Below are 19,061 nucleotides of genomic sequence, written 5' to 3'. Positions count from 1 at the left end.
CCGAGTTCCGCGTTACACCTCTCGCAGCTACTCCCACTCAGTAAATGGGCCGTAGACATTGAGTTCCTCACTGACTGCAGAGGGTTCCACCATGGATAACGCAGAAGAATCTTCCACGCCACCCGGCCAACGCTTGATCAAGCTTGCACAGGGGCGATCACTGCTTGCGCCGTACGCCGCCAAGCAACAACAAAAAAAGAAACAGGCTGCACGGCGTACGTTCATTGATCCTCGTTACCTGGTGCCACGCCCCTCCGACGTATCTCTCAACTCGACGCAAGCCTTCAAAAAGGTTCGCCTCGAAGACTTGGTACTGTATATCCCCGCAAATACCCAGCCGGTGCAAGGCGTCGATGCAGGTATCAATCTCGTCGCGATAACGACCCACGAGGAGGGGCTACTGATCGCCTTGCTGCCATTTCTGGAAATGGCAGCGCTGCAGCTCGTGGAACTGTTCTTTGGCGACCTGACCAAGCCCGTCGCGTCCACCACCATCCACCAGCATGAAGTGGATAACGCAGAGTTGATTGTGCTGTTCGTACCCTCGGATACGATCACCGATGGCTTTGCAATCGCGTACATCAGGGTCACAAGCCTCGGCCAGGCCGTAGGAGAAACCAGAAAATTCACGCTGAAGGTCGATAAGGTGGTACCCGCCGGACAAAACCCGAACGGCCACAGTTTTGTAAATACGAATATGCTCAAGCCAATCATTCCCCAAGAATTTCTCGACTTTGGCGTTTCAGAAGACGACGCCCAAAACTGCATAGAGATTCGCGTCCCCTTCTACCCCGCCGATACCTCATTGTCACCACGCACCTACCGGGCGGAGCGTGATGTTGTTCGCCTGAAAATCGGCGACGCATTATTCGAACATAAGGTATCTGAGCCAGAAGCGGATGGTTTTGAGGACATTGTATTCAGGCTGTGCATTGAACAGTGGCGCCAGATCGGCAGCGGCTCTCACCTCGCCGAGTACAACGTGATTGATGAATGCGGAAACTATTCGGAAGGCTGGTCGCTCCCCGAATTCATCCAGGTGTTCCTGAACGATGGTTCAGAGCCATTGTTGCCCCACTGCTTCTTCGATGAGGCTCCGGAAGACATCCTCAACCTCGACGAGGTCGTTGGTGCCTTCGTGACGATCATCATTCCAATCGCGGGTAACGCCTACCTGTTGGGCGACGTGATCAAGGTGACCCTCACTGGCAGGACGGTGGATGGGCAAACGGTGAAGAAAACCTACAGTTCCGCCCCCCTGACATCCACCACGACGCGCCAGCTTAGAATTCCATGCCCGGTAAGCGACCTGGTCCCGTTGATCAGAGGGCAGGCTCGACTTCGCTATGAGCGCATTCGCTTTGGCGCGCCGAATAGAGGCTCACAGCTTACCCAGGTCAGAGTGATCGGCACCGCCCTTCCCGTCGGGCTCTACGCCCCGATATTTCGGGAGGCTGTCGGTGAAACACTGCCTGCTGATACCCCCATCGTTAACATTGACATCCGTAAATCTCACGGACAGGATTTCTTTGACCGCATCACGCTGAAGCTGCTGGGCCGCTACCCTAACGGCAAGTATTACTACCACGAAGAATCCAAAAATGCAGGCGCAGGCAATGTGGTGTTCTCGATTATCAATGGCCCCGAGGGTGATATTGCCAAATTGGCAGGGGGCAGCCTGACAGCCTCTTATACCAGTGAGAATAGCGAGGGAACACGGCCATCCCCGGAAACAACAGTTTATGTCGGTGCCTCTGCGGCCGCACTGCCCGAACCGAGGGTGTATGATGCGCCGCCGCCTGATTACGTGTTTGATACGAGCCAATCCCCCGGCGATGCCACCATTGAGGTCGACCCCAACAACGATATCAAAGTGGGGGATACGGTCACCCTGCATGCTGAAGGCAATGGAGGAAGCGCTCCGCCGCAACCCTTCTTTGTCTCAGACACTTGGGAAGACAGGCCGCTGCCTTTCACGCTCGAGCGCAAGTACATCCTGCTCAATCACTTCATGAATATTTTCTACGACCGGTCCCGCCCAGGCGTTGTAACGCGCTTTTCGAACAGCGTGCCCATGAAAATCCTCGCAGGGCGCCATCTACCTACGCCTTTCGTTTACAACAGCACGCCGGTGGACGACGAAAACGCGACCATCAACCCGGTCATTGCTGACAACACTCCCGAGGTGACGGTGCGCGTGCAGTTTGCACCGGTGTCTTCGAACGATCTCATTAAACTCGAACTGCTGGGCAAACCCGGTGCGACGCTGCCGTCCATAACGCCCCAATACGGCAACCCAACCACAGGTTTCGTCGATTTCAAGTTCTCCAACAGTGTGATCGGCGACTACGTTGGGAGCGTCCTGCGTCTTCAGTATCACGTCACCACCAACGGCGCCACCGATGACTCAAGGGTGCTGAATCTGCGCGTACTGGACTTCGATGAACTACCCGGCGGCAATCCACTGCCGCGGCCAAGACTCAATGGCCTGAAACCCGGCTCAATCGTGGACTTGAACACATTCAACACCGACTGCTGGGTGGACTTGGCGCGGTGGCTGTTGAGCAGAAAAGGCCAACGGATCTGGCTCAGGCTCCATAGTGTTGGTGCAATACCCTTAACACTGTTGGACGGCCATCCGATCGACCAAACCCAAGCCGACAACGGGATAGTGAATGAAAAGGCAATACGCAGTTGGTTTACCCCACTCGCAAATGACAGCCAGGTTACGGCAAAGGCAGCCGTCACTTTCGATGGTAGTTCAAATGAACTGAACGCCACGTCCTTTCCGTTGAGCACTTACATCATAAGAGCGCTTCGGCTCCATGATTTGACAGACTTTGAATTATTGTCCTGGAACGGATGGGTCAATATCATCAACGGCACGGGCGTAATCAGAAATGTAAATAACAATAACTTCTGGTATGTAAAACTGAATAACGGCAGCCCTGTCGCTCCCGGCGTCATTAAAACTTTCTATATCGAGAGCGGTAAAGCCTACGACTTGAGCTTCAAGATGAAGGTGGACCTGAGCCCCTATCAACCCCAGGTTTTCATAGAGTTCGGCACTCAGTCACAGACGTTCGTCCATGTTAACCCAGGTGTGTGGACCTCACATTCGAGGACCTTTTCATTGCCTGCCGGAGTTCCCTCTCAGTTCTTGCCTATGCGCATCTACTTCAAGAGTACCTACTCAGGGGCAGAATTTTCACTGGATGATATTTTGGTTGTGGAGCGGCCATAGACTCATTCCTGAACACCGACGCAGGGTGGTGATATTGCCACCCCACGCCGCAATTCTCCAGGCATTAAAAAGGCCTCTTTACCGTCAGGTAGAGAGGCCTATTAATGTATTACTTCTTATCTACAACGTTTAAGAGCCTCATCAAACTCTTGCCCAGCCGGGCATTGGTTTGGGTATTTTATCCATCGATTGATACTGCCGTTCCACACACACCGATAATACCAACCGGGCGATATGCTTTTGAAATAACCTGCGCTAGTGCAGGCAGGATCAAGTCCGGGGTACTCACTTGAGACCGTCTCGGAAGGTCCACTGGAACAAGCGGCAAGCAGTACAGCCATGCCTGCTGCCAGTAAGACCTTGGGGACGGTACGCATAGTTTTTTTACTAATAAAATGAGGCATGGGAATCTCCTGATAAGGAATGCCCATCCAGTTAGCCCCCAAAAACACAAACCGCCTACTGTCAGATTTGACAGGTTAGCGGTTTGCCTGACGAACGGAAATCAGCCCCGACGACACTTAGAACGCGTAGCGAAGCCCCACATTCACTCCCATGGGTTGCTTGATATTCTTGCCCACGCTGCGCTCCACGTCTGCATGCAGGCTCAACGCCTGCGACACCGACATCGCCACACCCGCCCCCAGTTTCAATCGTGAACCCGACAGGTCGTTGTTGAACGAGTTATCGTTGACGAACACTTTGTTGCTCTGATCAAACTCATGGGCGACCGCGGCTTTCAAGTAAGGCTGCAGCACGCCGCCGTTGTCGAGCTGGATATTATTACCGGCAGTCACACCCAGCTCACCAATGACCGAACTCGAACGATCACCTTTGGCTTGCAGGCCATTGTCCAGCGTATAGCTTTGGGCTTGAGTAATCACCGCCGCCAACTGGCCATAGGGTTCGACGAAGTAACCGTCATCCAGCGTAATATGGCGGCCGAACTCCGCCGAGGCGCCCATGGCGTTTTGCGTGTAGTTGCCTTTACTCTTCTTGCCGTCGCTCATGGCCACGTTGGACTCATTGTGCAAGCGGTTGAACTTGAGCACACCGTCGAAGTAGAAGCCGCTTTCGCTGTCCAGCCACGTTGCATAGCCGCCCATGTAGTAACTGTTGATGGTGGCTTTGCTGCCCAGGTTCAGGTCCAGGTCCGATTGGCTGTGGCCGGCCATCGCGCCGATCAGCCACTGCCCGTCACCGGCTTCCAGCGGCGCATCGGCACCCAGGGTGAAACCGCGTTGACTCTGGTTATAATCCAAGCCCGTCTTGTTGTTGGACACTTCATACTTATTGCCATAGGCGCGGGTCCACAAGCCGGCGGTCTGGCCGCCATTGAAACGCAGTTCGCCCATGCGCGTACGCAGGTTGGTCATTTCCCCCAACAACACACTCGGCGCCGCATTGAACAACGCCAACACCGAGTTGGTGCTCGGACTGATGACCTTGCTGTCCGGGTCCAGGTACCAATCGTGGTTCTGGTTATCCGCTGCCAGGTCGTAAGAATAGGTGCCGCGATCGACACGACCGCCCACCAGGCTGAAATTCGCCACACCATCGGCGGTGTGCACCATGTGCAGGCGCTCGTTCAACGGGTCGGCACCCGTGGCGGCGAGCAGCAACTGATGGTTACCTGCTGAGGTGCCCGTCACGTTCAGGAAGTCGCCGGTCAGCGAGCCGAAATCTGCCTTCATGATGAACGTACCGCCGGTGCCGGACAGGTTGGCCACGTCCAACTTATAAAAGGCGGCCGAGTCGCCAAACTTCACGTTACCGCCATTCATCGACAACTCATTGAGTGCCTGTTGACCGTCCACCATTACCCAGGTGGCGTCGCTGTTGACCGACAGTTTGTCGACATTGTCCAGGCGCCCGGTCAGCACTGAACCGTTGTTCAGACCAACGTTGGCGATGCCGCCGCTGTTGATGATATCGCCGTTCATGAAGGCGAAATCCATGTTCAGATCCAGGGCGCTGTCTTTGCCGACTTGGATATTGCCGTTCAAGGAACTGTTGTAGACATTGACATCGGCCGCGCCGCCGTGGGCGAGCTCAAGCATGTTGCCGTTGCCGCCGACCAAGGTCGTGCCATTGTTGATGTTGATCTCGGTGCCACCGGGGTAGTCCACCAGGATGGCAGCCCCTGTTCCGCCCACCACTTCAGTCTGGTTGAGGTTAAGCACGGAGGGGTTATCCACCGTAGGCAGGCGATACGCCACAATGCCGTTGGTGCCGCCGTAAATTCGGCCGCCCTGGGTGGTCAACTGTCCGTCGTACGCTCGCAAACCAGCGTTTGCACCGCTGACCTGGGTGTTGTGCAAGGCCAAGGTGCTAGAGCCGCTAAGCACGATGCCATCTGTGGCGCCCGTCACCTCGCTATCGAACACTTCGACGGCAGAGCCGCGGTCCGAATTGGTGCCGACAATCATGCCTTCGGCACCGCCGCTGTAGATCGAAGCATCGCGCAGGGTGGCTTTACTGCCATAAAGCGCCACGCCCACTTCAGTACCGGCGGTGTTCTTGACCGTGCCACCGTTCATCGTAAAGGTCGAATCATAGGCTTTAACGCCCAGCATCCTGGCCCCATTCGAGGTCAGGGTGGCCTCGTTCACGTCGTAGCGGTCAACCAACGTGTCAGCGTCAATGACCACGTTCTGCCCAGGGTAGATGTTCAACGCATGGGCCTGTGTCGCCGCCAAGGCCACAGGCATGACGGCCAGTAATTTGATAGCACGTGATAAACGAGAAAGACAAAATGTTTTTTCAGTAGACATGTTTAGTACCTCTAGTCGGTGACTGAACAAGCCAAGCGATTTAAAGGACCATCGACTCTGGCTTTCAGAAGCGGCAAGGGTACGTATCAGGCAGGGAAGCCCATGTAGGGATAGTCCAGGGGCGGAGTAGGACTTTCCTTAATCACGGCAGGTCGTGATGTTTGAGCCGGCAATGGCTCGCGAAAAAAGAACGGTACAAACCGTCACGGCTACCCATGACGGTTCATACCTGGCGACGCTTTCAAGGCGTAGGCAGAGCACCGCAAACGGTGTTATCGGCGTTACGACGGCTGACATAAAGAATCGTCGGTAGGGCTTGGCCCATCGTCACCCCATCGGCTTTGAGTACGGTGTAATAGAACTCAACTCGCCCCAAAACCGCTGGCTGGACATACGTGGCGAAATCCGCGACGAATTCTTCGCCATCGTGGCCCGGTAGGCTGTGATCATTTGCGACCACAATCGGAGGCAGAATTTCTGCTTCGACCAATTTGTTGGTGGACGTCAAGCCCTCTCCATACAGGGTCCAGAAACGCCTGATCGTGTCGCCTGTTTTCAGATTCACCACATCCTTGATTCTGGTGTCGATGCCAAGCTCAACAAACTGCTTGCAACTGATCGAGCGCAAGGTGCCGCCCGCACTTACGGATTTAGGGAATTCCGCCAGTGCCAGGTTTTTCAGTTCACTGGCAAACACATCAACCAGCGTAGACAGGGAGGTGTCCATGTTGGGGTTCACACCGTTCGTCAGGCTGTACCAGACGGGCTTGTCCACTCCGTTAAGGCCTGCGGCGATGATTGCCGCAGCAATAGGGAACGTAAACGTCCCTGAGTCAATCTCCGCCTGTGTCACGATATGAGGAGTGGGGGTGAAAATCGGTATTCCGGCCCAGTAGAGCTGAAGCTCGTGCCCCGCCACCGCTCCCGTATATACATCAAATTCTGCAGTAGCGTCGCCGTCATCACCCGGTCCAATTTCGTTGGTGAGTCCTTCGGAAGAAGTTACCGTAATCAGCGGTAGGTAATCCCGGATGGGGCCGGGACCTCCAGGTTCTCCAGCGGCTGAACTGAAGTCTGCAGCCACCGAAATAGCGTTGGACCATGCTGAAGGAGTGCCGCCATCCACCACTTGGTAACGAAGGTTGGCTGTACCTGCAGCGGTGATTCCATAGGCCATGAAGAGAATGAGCCATGGAATTTCAATTTTTTCGGGGTTTGCAAGCGTCGGCTCGGATGACAATGCAACCGAGAACACGTGACCACCCAGGTCGATGTTCAGGGTTTGGCCAGGTCTATAATTGTCCCAACCAAAAATATGCACTTCCACCAATTTCAACTGCGCTTCTCGAAGGTCCCACGGTGCCGCCGGTGCCGCGGGGTCAGTCAAGTTCATCGGCTGGGGCGTTAACACATACTCAACCTCTCTCAACTTTGTCGGATAAATCGTTGAGTTCTCGGAGTAGTCAAAGTAGCGAAACGACATGTGTTCTACACGTGAGCCTTTACCGATAATCTCATCCTTACTGAGAGAAATAACGACAGGCAAATTATTAACTGGCAGATCGGTAACAACTTTTATTGGTTGCTCATCGGTTAAATCCGCATACAACCACAGTTCATCCTTAAGACGTGCAATCAAACGCCCTGGAACAGAAACATCAAGTTTGTCCCCATTCGCGGCCAACGACTCCAGCGTGACTTTCCCACCCACCGCACCGCCCTTCAGGGTCACAGCATCCAATAAAATCCCACCGGCAGGGCCAATAGTATCGACGTTCACCAGGGTAGTACCGGATTGCTCATTACCACCCGACCCCAAAGCAACCTCAGAACGTACACGATACTCTCCATGACTCGAAACATCGACGGCATTGATGGTTAATTTCAATGGCCACTCCAGATCCGCCAATGGCTTGGCTCGCTCAATAGGCTTGCCATAAGGGACATCATTCACATACATCCGAAACACATCAGGAATGCTTTGAGGAAGCGGAAAGGCATCTTCCCACATACCAACTTCAAGGTTGACGCCTTCCGTTTGCGCAACGATAGTTTTCATCAGATTAGGCGGCAAACCGTCCACTGGAGGAAGGGCATTGATAACTTCCGGATCATCCAAAGCCCGAGGTCCGGGGGGCGCAAGACCATGGGGAACAGGACTCACCAAGGGGTCGACGTACGCTTTGGTACCGCCCTCGGCTTTTGACTTCTTTGTTTTCTCGGCTGAGGCTTTTTGCGTGTTGTTCGACTTAGCCATGTTTTTATACTCCAATGAATGAGGGACTGTTCGCGTTCATCGCCCGAGACGCGAGACGAATGACAGCTTAATTAGACCTCGTTCACCCTGAATGCACAGCCTGTTAACTTTGACAGCTGCACAAACGCACAAAGTATGCTTCTAACTAACACTGCGCACAAACACCTTCCTTAATAGCAAACCCGTGGAAAAATAGATCCTTTTAACGCCAGTTAATCTAAACACCGCCTTAAATTTTAGAATCGTTTCGCTGCAAAAATCGTGTCACCGTTTCCACACAAAAAAAAACAAGAGGGCTTTCGCCCTCTTTTATTGAGTCAACGTTTTAATTGCCGTCACTATGCGGTCCCAGGCACGTTCCACCACCCGGTATTTTCAAATTGACGTATATAAGTTTCCTGGAGGACAACCCGGTCTCCCCTGTTGCCTTGAACAAACGATACCGCACAACCGCCGAGCCGAAATCCGTCACCAAGCCCGGCAATGTGATCAGGCTGAATGGCTGGATGCGGATCTCGACTTGGCCTCTGTCACGATCATCCAATGTCAGGCGGTGCTCAAAAAACACATCGGTGCCACTGAAAGGCTCACCACTGCCATTTTTCGACGGGTAACTTGTCCAATATAAATGTAGGTAATCATCGATGGCGAAATGATTAAAATCCCAGCCTACGCCAATGAATACCCCCTCATAAGGTGCCGGCTTGGTCCCGCACGCAATAAAGAACTCGTCGCTGTCATTCAATAATACCGGACTTTTCAGGCCGGTCAGGGTATCGAGGTTCACCCGTACAGGTGTCGAAGGGCTGCGCTGCCGGTTTATGCCGTTGTCAGTCCAGTAATAGACTTCAGCGAAGTTGACGGACGACGCCACTGCCCAGAGCACCCAAAGGGTGATCAACTTCCCGGCCACGTCACCCGGCTGAACGTCATAGGCCGCGACGATAACGTCGTCGCTGTTCCAACACAGTTCAAGGCTTTCACCTTCTTTCGGGTTTTCAAACAATCGCACTTCAACAGGCACCGGCCCGGGGCTATCAACGGAAGTCAGCACATTGTCGCCGGTCTTGCCCTTTACAGTGGGGACGGCTAGCTTGCGATTGATTGGATCAGGCCCGCTGGGGTCCGGACCGGCTACCCTTCCATCAACTTCGTAAAAGCTGTCGGGTGATGGCTTGGAGGCTGAACCTCGCTCATACACATAACGCACACGCACTGGGTAGCGCGCCAAGAAGCCACCGGCAGCAAAAATGGCCCACGGCACACGCACGGGGATGGGCCATGTCTGCACTTCGCCAACTGTCTTGACTTCAAGAGCATGAGTGTTCCAATAGGTATAAATCTTGTCCCCTGCTTCTGCGTCATCTACCCGAGGGATGGTGACCGCCAGCGCCTTCGGCGGCCAGGTATCTTCAAAGAGGACTACACCTGTCAGCTCAGCCAACTCAATGAAAGGACGAGGCAGGTCCGGCAATACAACCGGGAAGACCTCGAGCTTGAGTGCATCAGAAAACTGCCCCACATTGCCGCCTCGATCCTCAAGCCGGCAGGACACGAACCTGTCACCGCGACCGCTGGCACGCACGTGCGCCTCGGGAACGGTGAACGCGATGGGGGCGCCTTGCACGTGCGCTCTCGTAATGCAAAAGGTGGCAGCCTGGCTTACATCGGGAAGTGTTCCGTAATAGACGTGGATCAAATCGCCAATACGCATATCAAACCAACGCGCGAGCCAAAAAGGTATGCCAGCGTGCGTCACTAGATACTCATCTGTCACCTTGTGGCGAGCCTCGTCATCCACCTGCACATCCGGGCCAGGGTTGCCGCCATTCGGAGCGGTTTTGTCGACATTAACGAAAGTTGGAAATGAGTCGGTCGGCCCAATCAACCTCGCGCTGACATTGTAAGTCAGCCGGTGGATGCCCTCGGGCGACAAGATCGACTTGGATAAATACTGCACTAACGGAAAGTAGTCGTCAGGGTTGTACGGACCTTGAATAGGATAGGAAAGCACAGGTACGTCATCCCAACGGTACTCCACCGTTGTCACCATGTCCTCCTCATGGAGGTTGAACGGCCAGACCCGTGCAATCGTGACTTCCAGATCCTGATCATGGAGTACAAGCGGCAAGGTCCGAGCCGCTTCGTCCCACTCTAAATCCAGTGCCTGGGTAGGGTTAGGCGCGTCCAGCTCAAGTATCACAGGGTCATCGCGCACCGAGGGGCATCTGCACTTCGGGGCCGGTCGTGGCCAATGAGGGCGCCGCCGGCCTGAGGGCTCGTTCGAATCAGACATGGTCACACTCCTTGAGCAATCAATCGAGGATCGACCCGGGCGATCAGCGCGCTCAGGTCCGGATACTTATTGAATGCGCAAAAAAAGTGCCCGGATACTGTCAGAAATAACAGGTCCGAGCCGTGACCGATGAACGGCAGTCCGCCGCCCCAAGAGACTCAGAGCGGTGGCAACACCCAATTGATCGGCGTCTCGCCATTCTGCTCAAGAAACTTGTTGGTGCGGCTGAAATGCCCGCAACCCAGAAACCCGCGATACGCCGACAATGGCGACGGGTGCACCGAGGTCAGCACCAGGTGCTTGGTGGCATCAATCAGCTTCTGCTTGCCCTGGGCATGTGCCCCCCATAGCAGGAACACCAAGTGCGGCTGATGCTCACTGACCACTTCGATAATGCGGTCAGTAAAGAACTGCCAGCCCTTGCCCGCATGCGCATTGGCGTTGGCGCGCTCCACGGTCATGGTGGTGTTGAGCATCAGCACGCCCTGGTCAGCCCAGCTTTGCAAGTAGCCATGGTTGGGGATGTCGATGTTCAGATCGCGCTTGAGCTCTTTATAGATATTCACCAGCGACGGCGGCGCCGGCACGCCCGGTTGCACCGAGAAACACAAACCATGAGCCTGGCCGGGGCCGTGGTACGGGTCCTGGCCGAGGATCACCACTTTTACCTTGTCCAGCGGCGTGGAATTGAGTGCGTTGAAAATCAGCGGGCCGGGCGGGTAGATCTCCTTGCCGGCGGCATGTTCCTGACGCAGGAACTCACGCAACTGAGCCATATACGGCTGCTCAAATTCCTCGCGCAGGGCGTGTTTCCAGCTGGGTTCGAGTTTGATACGGTCGTCTTCGGTCATGTTGAATGGTCTTGTATAAAAGAATGAGGCGAACCCTAGGAAAGCCGACTCCGCTTGTCAATTGATCTGACACACCACCGGCACTTTCCTGCGAAGCGATCATACTGATCCTTCACCTTCTCGATTGAGGTCACGATGAACCTGCACTTCGAAGAGCTGACCGGCAGCGACGGTGCCCGCATTGGCATCGCCAGCCTCGATGCTGAAAAGTCCCTTAATGCCCTCTCCCTGTCGATGATTTTGGCCTTGGGCGAACGCCTGGATGCCTGGGCCAAGGATCCGAATATCGTCTGCGTACTGTTGCGCGGCAATGGGCCCAAAGCCTTTTGCGCTGGAGGCGAAGTACGCAGCCTGGCCCAGGCCTGCCGTGAACATCCCGGCGAGGTGCCGCCACTGGCTGCGCAGTTTTTCGCCGCGGAATACCGCCTCGACTACCGCCTGCACACCTACCCCAAACCGCTTATTTGCTGGGGCCACGGCTATGTGCTGGGTGGCGGCATGGGCCTGCTGCAAAGCGCGTCGGTGCGTATCGTCACCCCGAGCAGCCGGTTGGCGATGCCGGAGATCAGTATCGGCTTGTATCCGGACGTAGGCGCCAGCGGGTTCCTGTCGCGCCTGCCGGGCAAGCTCGGTGTGTTCCTGGGCCTTACCGGCGCACATATCAACGGTCGCGACGCCCTGGACCTTGGCCTGGCCGACCGTTTCCTGCGCGATGATCAACAAGACGAACTGCTCGATGGCCTGCTGCAACTGAACTGGCAGGAACAGACCTCGATGCAGCTCAATAGCCTGCTCAAGTCGCTCGCCCAGGAAGCCGTCGATCAACAACCCGAAGCGCAATGGCTGCCACGGCGGGCGCAGATCGACGAATGGTTGGACGTAGGCGATGTGCGGTGTGCCTGGCGTGCCTTGAGCCAACTGCGTGAGCACGCCGATCCACTGTTCAGCCGTGCCGGCAAGACGCTAAGCGAGGGCTGCCCACTGACCGCGCACCTGGTGTGGGAACAGATCGAGCGCGCCCGGCATCTGTCGCTGGCCCAGGTGTTCCAGATGGAATACACCATGAGCCTCAATTGCTGCCGTCACCCCGAATTCAGCGAAGGGGTACGCGCACGGTTGATCGACAAGGACCAGACGCCCCATTGGCATTGGCCCGATATCAATACCGTCCCAGAAAAGGTGGTGCAGGCGCATTTCAACAAGGCGTGGGACGGCCGCCATCCGTTGGCGGACTTGTCTGATTACTGATTATTGGCGCCCAAAAAAAAGCGGCGCTTCATGCGCCGCTTGCAATACTGGCCTGTCAACGGTGACCGCCGCGGCCACCTCCATGGTCGGAGCCGCGTCCATGCCCGCCATTGCCCCACCGATCGCCGCCCCACCCCTGGTTCGGATAAGGCCGGTAGCCAGCACGCGGCCCGTAGTAGCGCGGCGCTGGCTGGTAATAACGCGGTGCCGAGTAATAACGCGGTTGTGGCGCGTAATAACGCGGCGAAGGGTAGTAGTCACGGCGGTAAGGGTACGCCGCGCCACCGCCGTAGTAGTACACCGGCGCCGGTGAGGTGTAGACCTCGGATCGGTAGTAGCTCTGGCCTCCATCGTAATAGGGCACACAGGCAGAAAGGGTCAGACCGAGTAAAGCACTGAGCAGCAGTCGTCGATACATGGCGGCCTCCTGGACCGCGGAAGAGCACCTCCAGCGACGCTGAAGGGCGGCATTCAGCTTTCACTGAATGACGAAATATCTGACATCAAAAACCGAATCTGGTGCGTTTCCGCAATAGCTTGATACATCTGCGCGCACTTTAACGTTTCAGTAAATTTAGCTAGCCCGAAACTTTGCCAATTGCGATGATGTCACTATGGCATCGCACGAGACCAGACAGGCTCTACCGTGCGCCCTTCGCGACTATGGCCGGACTCGACTCATGAAAATATCTACCAAACTGCTGCTTTCATTCCTTCTATGTGCGCTGGTCACCCTCGGGGTCGGCCTGCTGGGGATCAAAGGGGTGGTGCGCCTCGCCACGGCATTGGAGCAGACGTTCTCCAACAATCTGGTGTCCGTCAGCAACACGGCGGCCACCCTCAATGGCTTGGTCGCGCATAACCGGGGCCTGTACCGATTGATGGATGCAAGCAAAGGCGACGTCTCCGCCCAGGACCGCGATCGCGTGCGCCAGGACATCGCCAACGAACTTAAGCGCAGCCAGGCGGCTTACGCTACCTACCGCGCAACACCGCTGGAAGATGACGAACGGGCGGCGGGAGACAAACTCGACCAGATTTGGCCCGCTTATACCAGCAGCTCCGAACGCATCATGGCGCTGCTCGACAGCGGCCAGGTCGAACAGGCCCGCACCCAGCTCAACACCGCCAACAACGAACTCTTCCGTCAGGCGCGCGAGTTGATCCGCGTGATGATCGAATCCAATAGCCGCCAGATCAAGGAAGGCGCCGTCGCCGCCGATGAGCTGCGCGGCAGTGCGTTGGCGTGGATGATCAGTGGCATTGTCCTGGCCTTCATCATTGCCCTCACCATTGGCGTGTTGATCACCCGCCTGATCACCCGCCCTATCGCCCAGGCTGTGGAAAGCGCACAACGCATTGCCAAGGGCGACCTGACCCAGGCCATCCTCACCGAACGCACCGACGAAGCCGGGCAATTGCTGATGGCACTGGCGGATATGCAGGGCGGTTTGAAGAGCACCCTGGTGGAAATCGCCAACGCTTCCGACCAGCTCGCTTCAGCCGCCGAAGAATTGAGTGCGGTCACCGATGAAAGCAGCCGTGGTCTGACCCGTCAGAATGATGAAATCCAACAGGCCGCTACGGCGGTGAACCAGATGACCGCTGCGGTGGACGAAGTGGCGAGCAACGCCGTATCGACCTCGGAGGCTTCGCGCCAGGCCACCACCGAGGCCGAGGACGGTCGCCAGCAAGTCGAACAGGCCGTGTCCGGCATGAGTTCGATGGTGAGTGAAATCAACGATTCCACGCAATCGGTCGCAGATCTCGCCGGGCAAGTGCGGGAAATCGGCAAGGTGATCGATGTGATCCGTGGCATCGCCGACCAGACCAACCTGCTGGCCCTCAATGCCGCCATCGAAGCGGCCCGCGCGGGCGAGCAAGGTCGCGGTTTTGCAGTGGTCGCCGATGAGGTGCGTGCACTGGCGCATCGCACTCAGATCTCCACCGTCGACATCGAAAAAATGATTGGCGAAGTGCAAATCGGCGCTGATGGTGCGGTCGCGGCAATGAACAAGAGCCTGACCTGGGCCAACAATACCCAGACCCTGGCACAGAACGCCGGTGAAGCGCTGCAACGCATCACCGCCAGTGTGTCGATGATCAATGAACGCAACCTGGTGATCGCCTCCGCGTCGGAGGAGCAGGCCCAAGTGGCTCGCGAAGTGGACCGCAACCTGCTGAACATCCAGGACCTGTCCACCCAGACGGCCGCCGGTGCCAACCAGACCAATGCCGCCAGCCAGGACCTGTCGCGCCTGGCCACGTCCTTCAATGCACTGGTCAGCAAGTTCCAGCTCTAAGTAGCCTGCGCGGGGTCGGCCCTGTATCGTGCAAGGCCCCCCGGGATTGTCCGGAACCTTGCCCGATCCAGCCTGAACCTGCCGATGACCACGCCAACCCTCTGCCCTGCCTGCGGCGCCCGCAACGACTGTACCCTGGCTGACCCACGTACGGTCGACCAGGCCTGCTGGTGCTACAGCGTCACCATCGACCCGGCCGTGCTCCAGGCCCTGCCCGATGAATTGCGCAACAAGGCCTGCCTGTGCCCGCGCTGTGCCAGGGTAGATCAGCAATTGCGCGGGGCCGAGCCGACGTAATGCGGGTTGATCGTTTCCTCAGCAACCTGCCGCGCTTCAATCGCCAGCAAGTGCGTTTGCTCTTGGTTGAACGGCGCGTGTCGGTCGATGGCGTGGCTGTCAGCGATCCTCATCATGAGGTGCGCGAATTCAGCCGCATCTGCGTCGACGATGAAGTGCTCCAGGCGGGTAAACCCGCGCGCTACTTCATGCTGCATAAGCCCCAGGGTTGTGTGAGCGCCACGGCAGACCCGCAACACCCGACCGTCCTGGATTTATTGAATGAGCCCGACAAAGCCGACTTGCACATCGCCGGCCGCCTGGACTTCAACACTACGGGGCTGATGCTGATCACCAACGACGGCCAATGGTCGCGCCGACTGACGCAACCGCAGACCAAGTTGCCCAAGGTCTACCGGGTGGAGACCCAGCAAGACATCAGCCCTGAGTACGCGATTACCTTCGCCAAAGGCCTGTATTTCGCTTTCGAAGACCTGACCACGCAACCCGCAGGGCTGGAACTGCTAGGGCCGAGAACCGCTCGTCTCAGCATAATCGAAGGGCGCTACCACCAAGTGAAGCGCATGTTCGGGCACTTTGATAACAAAGTGATCAACCTGCATCGCGAGCGGATGGGCCCTTTGGTGCTGGATGCGGCCCTTGCGCCGGGCCAGTATCGGGCGCTGACTGACGACGAAATCCGACAAGTCTGACGACCGTTCGGCCGGTGATGGCGAAAAATCGGCTCATCGCCTTGCGGGCTGGCATCTCTGCTGCTTGAATCAGGATCACCAGTTTAAATATGACTGGCGAGTCGCCTATAACCTCCAAGAAACACATTGCCCCGCCCGCGCTTGATCTACGGGCCTTCCCGGCAAACAGCCCGCCATAACAACACCCGTCGGCCAGCCGTCATCGGATCGACATGGGCCTCCCACTTCAAGGCGTATGCCTACCTGTCACATAGCTCGTGCAGAGTTACCTGCGCGCCCTACCCGCTTGCCAGGAGTCTTACGACATGAGGCCAGAAATCGCTGTGTTGGATATACAGGGTCAGTATCGGGTTTACACGGAGTTCTATCGCGCGGACGCTGCTGAAAAGACCATCATCCTGGTCAACGGCTCCATGGCCACCACGGCATCCTTCGCTCAAACCGTGAAAAGCCTGTACCCGCAATTCAATGTGGTTTTGTACGACCAGCCCTACGCTGGCCGCTCCAAAATCCATAACCGCCATGAGCAGATGCTGACAAAGGAAGTCGAAGGCCAGATCCTGCTGGAGCTTATCGACCACTTCGCCGCCGAACACGTATTGTCATTTTCCTGGGGCGGCGCCGCCGCGCTGGTCGCCCTCGCCCATCGCCCTCGTCGGGTTGAAAAGGCCGTGATCAGTTCGTTCTCGCCGGTGATCAACGCCCCCATGCGCGACTACCTTGAACGCGGCGTCGACTACCTCGGCAACCTCGACCGCGACCGCGTCGGCCATCTGGTCAACAGCACCATCGGCAAACACCTGCCGTCGCTGTTCAAACGCTTCAACTACAAACACGTCAGCAACCTGGCCGAGCATGAATACGGGCAGATGCACTTTCACATCAGCCATGTGCTGAACAGTGACCGGCAGTGTTACGTCAAAGCGGCCAGGCAAATCGCTGTTCCCGTGTTGTTTGTGAACGGCGAATGGGACGAATACACCAGCGCCCAGGATGCCAAGCTGTTTGGTCAGTACGTGGCTCACAGCAGCTTCAGCACCATTCAGGCGACCGGGCATTTTCTGGATATGGAGCACAAGGCGGCGTGCCGCGACAGTCGGGATGCGGTGGTGGGCTTTCTGAAACCTGAGCGGCAGGTCAGCCGGTTGCGGTATCACCAAGGCCAGACGCAGCATGCCTTTGCGATCTGAAATGAGATCCACTGGAGGCGCGAGCGGGTGTGGGAGCTGGGCTTGTGTGGGAGCTGGCTTGCCTGCGATAGCATCAACTAAGTGTGATTGACACACCGAGGTGCCGGTATCGCAGGTAACCCACACATTTTTGAAGAAAAACTTCAAATCCAGGCGAACATCTGGTACAAAGTCAGCCGCTCTGAGCGGGTATAGTTTAATGGTAGAACAGTAGCTTCCCAAGCTTCCGACGAGGGTTCGATTCCCTCTACCCGCTCCACTCAAATTCTCGTTCCGCGTCAGGTCTGTTATTGACGGGAATGTATAAAAAACCGGTCCTATGAGGCCGGTTTTTTTATGGCTGCGATTTGAGGCATCCGTTATTCCCGTCGCGAAAACCTGTACAAATTTATATTTCTGTACAAGTATCTATTCAACACGCTGGCAATTCGCCGCGCGCGATCACGGAGCCGGGCAATGACTCGTCTACTGGTTTCATTGTGGCTGGTATTGAGTTTGAGCAGTTGCGCCAACGTTGGGGTCGAGCACTACGCTGACCAGCAGCCGCAGCTGGACTTGGAGCGTTTTTTCAGCAAGCCCGTCAAGGCTTGGGGGATTTTCCAAAAGCGTTCCGGCGAGGTCGCCAAGCGCTTTGAAGTGAACATAGCCAGCCGACGCGAGGGGAACGCCCTGATTCTCGACGAGCGCTTCCTGTACAGCGATGGCACGCGTCAACAACGCGTGTGGACGCTGACACCGGATGGCCCGGGGCGCTGGCGGGGCCGAGCAGGTGATGTGGTCGGCGAGGCAATCGGCGAAGTGGCGGGTAACGCACTGCGTTGGCGCTACCGACTCAACCTGCCCGTGGACGGCTCGGTCTACGAGGTGAGCTTTGATGACTGGATGTACCTGATGGACGAGGACACCTTGATCAACCGCTCCAGCATGACCAAGTTCGGCGTCGAATGGGGCCAGGTCACGTTGTTCTTTCGTCGCCAATAAATAACTCGCAGCGAGGCTCAATCATGAATATGCACATGCTGACTGAATTGGCGGTAAAAGGTGAAATTCGCGAGCTGGAGTTACTGTCGCTGGAGGGTGGTTTCTACATCGCGCGCGTCAGGCTGGATGACGCTGAAATGACATTGCTGGGCGATGACGCCAAGCCGCTGCGCATCGGTTCTACCACGCATTTGCGCGACCTGTTGCAACGGGTGCCGCCGTTTCCCTGCGTGCTGGTGCAGCAGTGCGTGCACGATGAAATGTGCGGTGTTCGGGAAGGGCCGATCGGCGCGCTGCGCATTCCGTTTTCGCTGGCCTCATCTCTTTAAAGCGCTATGCATTTTTTGGCTCCCCTCCCCCTTGGTATGGGCGGCCTGGGAAGGCAAGCCTATGCAGTGCGCGAACGGCCTTACGCGGCTTGATCCACGCGGTCCTGCGCCGCTTCCACCAGCATCAGCCCCAACTCGATCATTTGCTGAATCGCAAGGGCCAGGTAGCGCTGTTGGGACGGTAGGGTTTCGGCGAACTCATGGGTCATGGCGCCCGCGCCGGCAATGGTTTCATAGGCGTTGGCGAGTAACGCTTCGGTGTTGACGTCGGGACGGACGCTGAACAGTTTTACGGAGGGGTCACAGGGGTCATTGCACATCTGTTGATCCTCGGTAAGGACCACCTTCCACAGCTACTAAACAATGGGTGGCGGCTGTATGCAGGTTAGTAGACCGGCGGATCAACGAAACCGGCGCACTCGAAAGTGCCCTGCGTACAGCCACCATTGAGAACAGACACCAAGATGCCTGAACGCTGGTATAGCCATACGCCGTTGATCAAATCGAGCTACTAAACCCGACCGCTGATGGGCAGCGGCAAACGAACCTTAAAGAGGTCGACCAAGGCGCACAACTCGGACGATTCTGATCGTTGTGTA

15 protein-coding genes and 1 tRNA gene are annotated in these 19,061 nt (G+C 56.6%); 9 read left to right on the top strand and 7 right to left on the bottom strand.

What is annotated here, in order from left to right:
- Positions 1 to 91: 91 nt before the first annotated feature.
- On the top strand, positions 92 to 3,244 hold the full coding sequence (locus HU722_RS08235; protein ID WP_186754369.1) for a carbohydrate binding domain-containing protein: 3,153 nt from the start codon (positions 92 to 94) through the stop codon (positions 3,242 to 3,244).
- A 116-nt stretch (positions 3,245 to 3,360) separates the two neighbouring features.
- Here the strand turns inward: HU722_RS08235 and HU722_RS29070 are convergent, their stop codons facing one another.
- The 5 genes from HU722_RS29070 to ung all read right to left on the bottom strand — a co-directional run bounded on the left by HU722_RS29070 (position 3,361) and on the right by ung (position 11,422).
- A complete protein-coding gene (locus tag HU722_RS29070; RefSeq protein ID WP_367617457.1) occupies positions 3,361 to 3,585 on the bottom strand; it encodes a chitin-binding domain-containing protein in 225 nt (74 codons plus the stop codon).
- Positions 3,586 to 3,765: 180 nt separating this feature from the next.
- Positions 3,766 to 5,955, bottom strand: coding sequence for an autotransporter outer membrane beta-barrel domain-containing protein (locus HU722_RS08230; RefSeq protein ID WP_437182533.1), 2,190 nt, complete (start codon positions 5,953 to 5,955; stop codon positions 3,766 to 3,768).
- A 304-nt stretch (positions 5,956 to 6,259) separates the two neighbouring features.
- Entirely contained in the window at positions 6,260 to 8,275 is a 2,016-nt protein-coding gene (locus tag HU722_RS08225; RefSeq protein WP_186754367.1) for a hypothetical protein, read from the bottom strand.
- 325 nt (positions 8,276 to 8,600) lie between these two features.
- Complete coding sequence (locus HU722_RS08220) at positions 8,601 to 10,493, bottom strand: hypothetical protein (RefSeq protein WP_139114537.1); 1,893 nt, start codon at positions 10,491 to 10,493, stop codon at positions 8,601 to 8,603.
- A gap of 236 nt (positions 10,494 to 10,729) precedes the next feature.
- Positions 10,730 to 11,422, bottom strand: a complete 693-nt coding sequence (ung, locus tag HU722_RS08215) for a uracil-DNA glycosylase (RefSeq protein WP_065874744.1) — start codon at positions 11,420 to 11,422, stop codon at positions 10,730 to 10,732.
- 135 nt (positions 11,423 to 11,557) lie between these two features.
- On the opposite strand from ung, the gene dspII reads away from it, so the two are divergent.
- Positions 11,558 to 12,670, top strand: a complete 1,113-nt coding sequence (gene dspII / locus HU722_RS08210; protein ID WP_065882085.1) for an enoyl-CoA hydratase/isomerase DspII — start codon at positions 11,558 to 11,560, stop codon at positions 12,668 to 12,670.
- Positions 12,671 to 12,725: 55 nt separating this feature from the next.
- On the opposite strand, the gene HU722_RS08205 is transcribed toward dspII, so the two are convergent.
- Positions 12,726 to 13,088 (bottom strand): hypothetical protein, encoded by a 363-nt coding sequence (locus tag HU722_RS08205; protein WP_065882083.1) that lies wholly within the window; start codon positions 13,086 to 13,088, stop codon positions 12,726 to 12,728.
- 262 nt (positions 13,089 to 13,350) lie between these two features.
- Between HU722_RS08205 and HU722_RS08200 the strand changes: the two genes are divergently transcribed.
- From HU722_RS08200 to HU722_RS08170, 7 genes are all read left to right on the top strand, one after another.
- Entirely contained in the window at positions 13,351 to 14,973 is a 1,623-nt protein-coding gene (locus HU722_RS08200) for a methyl-accepting chemotaxis protein (RefSeq protein ID WP_065874742.1), read from the top strand.
- A gap of 84 nt (positions 14,974 to 15,057) precedes the next feature.
- Positions 15,058 to 15,270 carry a cysteine-rich CWC family protein gene (locus HU722_RS08195; RefSeq protein ID WP_065874741.1) on the top strand — a complete coding sequence of 71 codons (213 nt, stop codon included), beginning with the start codon at positions 15,058 to 15,060 and terminating at the stop codon, positions 15,268 to 15,270.
- Positions 15,270 to 15,962, top strand: a complete 693-nt coding sequence (locus HU722_RS08190; protein WP_186754366.1) for a pseudouridine synthase — start codon at positions 15,270 to 15,272, stop codon at positions 15,960 to 15,962. The genes HU722_RS08195 and HU722_RS08190 overlap by 1 nt, the downstream gene beginning before the upstream one ends.
- A gap of 305 nt (positions 15,963 to 16,267) precedes the next feature.
- Positions 16,268 to 17,152: an alpha/beta fold hydrolase gene (locus HU722_RS08185; protein WP_065874739.1), complete on the top strand. Its 885-nt coding sequence runs from the start codon at positions 16,268 to 16,270 to the stop codon at positions 17,150 to 17,152.
- 185 nt (positions 17,153 to 17,337) lie between these two features.
- A tRNA-Gly gene (locus tag HU722_RS08180) sits at positions 17,338 to 17,411 on the top strand.
- Positions 17,412 to 17,608: 197 nt separating this feature from the next.
- A complete protein-coding gene (locus tag HU722_RS08175) occupies positions 17,609 to 18,133 on the top strand; it encodes a DUF3833 domain-containing protein (protein ID WP_065882081.1) in 525 nt (174 codons plus the stop codon).
- A 23-nt stretch (positions 18,134 to 18,156) separates the two neighbouring features.
- A complete protein-coding gene (locus tag HU722_RS08170; protein WP_065874727.1) occupies positions 18,157 to 18,462 on the top strand; it encodes a DUF6482 family protein in 306 nt (101 codons plus the stop codon).
- An 80-nt stretch (positions 18,463 to 18,542) separates the two neighbouring features.
- On the opposite strand, the gene HU722_RS08165 is transcribed toward HU722_RS08170, so the two are convergent.
- Positions 18,543 to 18,782 carry a DUF6124 family protein gene (locus HU722_RS08165; RefSeq protein ID WP_065882079.1) on the bottom strand — a complete coding sequence of 80 codons (240 nt, stop codon included), beginning with the start codon at positions 18,780 to 18,782 and terminating at the stop codon, positions 18,543 to 18,545.
- Between the last annotated feature and the right edge of the window lie 279 nt (positions 18,783 to 19,061).

Origin of the sequence: Pseudomonas tritici, from assembly GCF_014268275.3 — a bacterium.
GTDB lineage: Bacteria > Pseudomonadota > Gammaproteobacteria > Pseudomonadales > Pseudomonadaceae > Aquipseudomonas > Aquipseudomonas tritici.
The sequence above is the reverse complement of the archived record's forward strand: the minus strand, read 5'-3'. Positions and strand labels throughout refer to the sequence as shown.

What these genes read in the sequence shown, in the direction of transcription:
- HU722_RS08235 (WP_186754369.1), top strand. Translation starts at nt 92, where the DNA reads ATGGATAACGCAGAAGAATCTTCCACGCCACCCGGCCAACGCTTGATC.
- HU722_RS29070 (WP_367617457.1), bottom strand. Translation starts at nt 3,585, where the DNA reads ATGGCTGTACTGCTTGCCGCTTGTTCCAGTGGACCTTCCGAGACGGTC.
- HU722_RS08230 (WP_437182533.1), bottom strand. Translation starts at nt 5,955, where the DNA reads ATGCCTGTGGCCTTGGCGGCGACACAGGCCCATGCGTTGAACATCTAC.
- HU722_RS08225 (WP_186754367.1), bottom strand. Translation starts at nt 8,275, where the DNA reads ATGGCTAAGTCGAACAACACGCAAAAAGCCTCAGCCGAGAAAACAAAG.
- ung (WP_065874744.1), bottom strand. Translation starts at nt 11,422, where the DNA reads ATGACCGAAGACGACCGTATCAAACTCGAACCCAGCTGGAAACACGCC.
- dspII (WP_065882085.1), top strand. Translation starts at nt 11,558, where the DNA reads ATGAACCTGCACTTCGAAGAGCTGACCGGCAGCGACGGTGCCCGCATT.
- HU722_RS08205 (WP_065882083.1), bottom strand. Translation starts at nt 13,088, where the DNA reads ATGTATCGACGACTGCTGCTCAGTGCTTTACTCGGTCTGACCCTTTCT.
- HU722_RS08200 (WP_065874742.1), top strand. Translation starts at nt 13,351, where the DNA reads ATGAAAATATCTACCAAACTGCTGCTTTCATTCCTTCTATGTGCGCTG.
- HU722_RS08195 (WP_065874741.1), top strand. Translation starts at nt 15,058, where the DNA reads ATGACCACGCCAACCCTCTGCCCTGCCTGCGGCGCCCGCAACGACTGT.
- HU722_RS08190 (WP_186754366.1), top strand. Translation starts at nt 15,270, where the DNA reads ATGCGGGTTGATCGTTTCCTCAGCAACCTGCCGCGCTTCAATCGCCAG.
- HU722_RS08185 (WP_065874739.1), top strand. Translation starts at nt 16,268, where the DNA reads ATGAGGCCAGAAATCGCTGTGTTGGATATACAGGGTCAGTATCGGGTT.
- HU722_RS08175 (WP_065882081.1), top strand. Translation starts at nt 17,609, where the DNA reads ATGACTCGTCTACTGGTTTCATTGTGGCTGGTATTGAGTTTGAGCAGT.
- HU722_RS08170 (WP_065874727.1), top strand. Translation starts at nt 18,157, where the DNA reads ATGAATATGCACATGCTGACTGAATTGGCGGTAAAAGGTGAAATTCGC.
- HU722_RS08165 (WP_065882079.1), bottom strand. Translation starts at nt 18,782, where the DNA reads ATGTGCAATGACCCCTGTGACCCCTCCGTAAAACTGTTCAGCGTCCGT.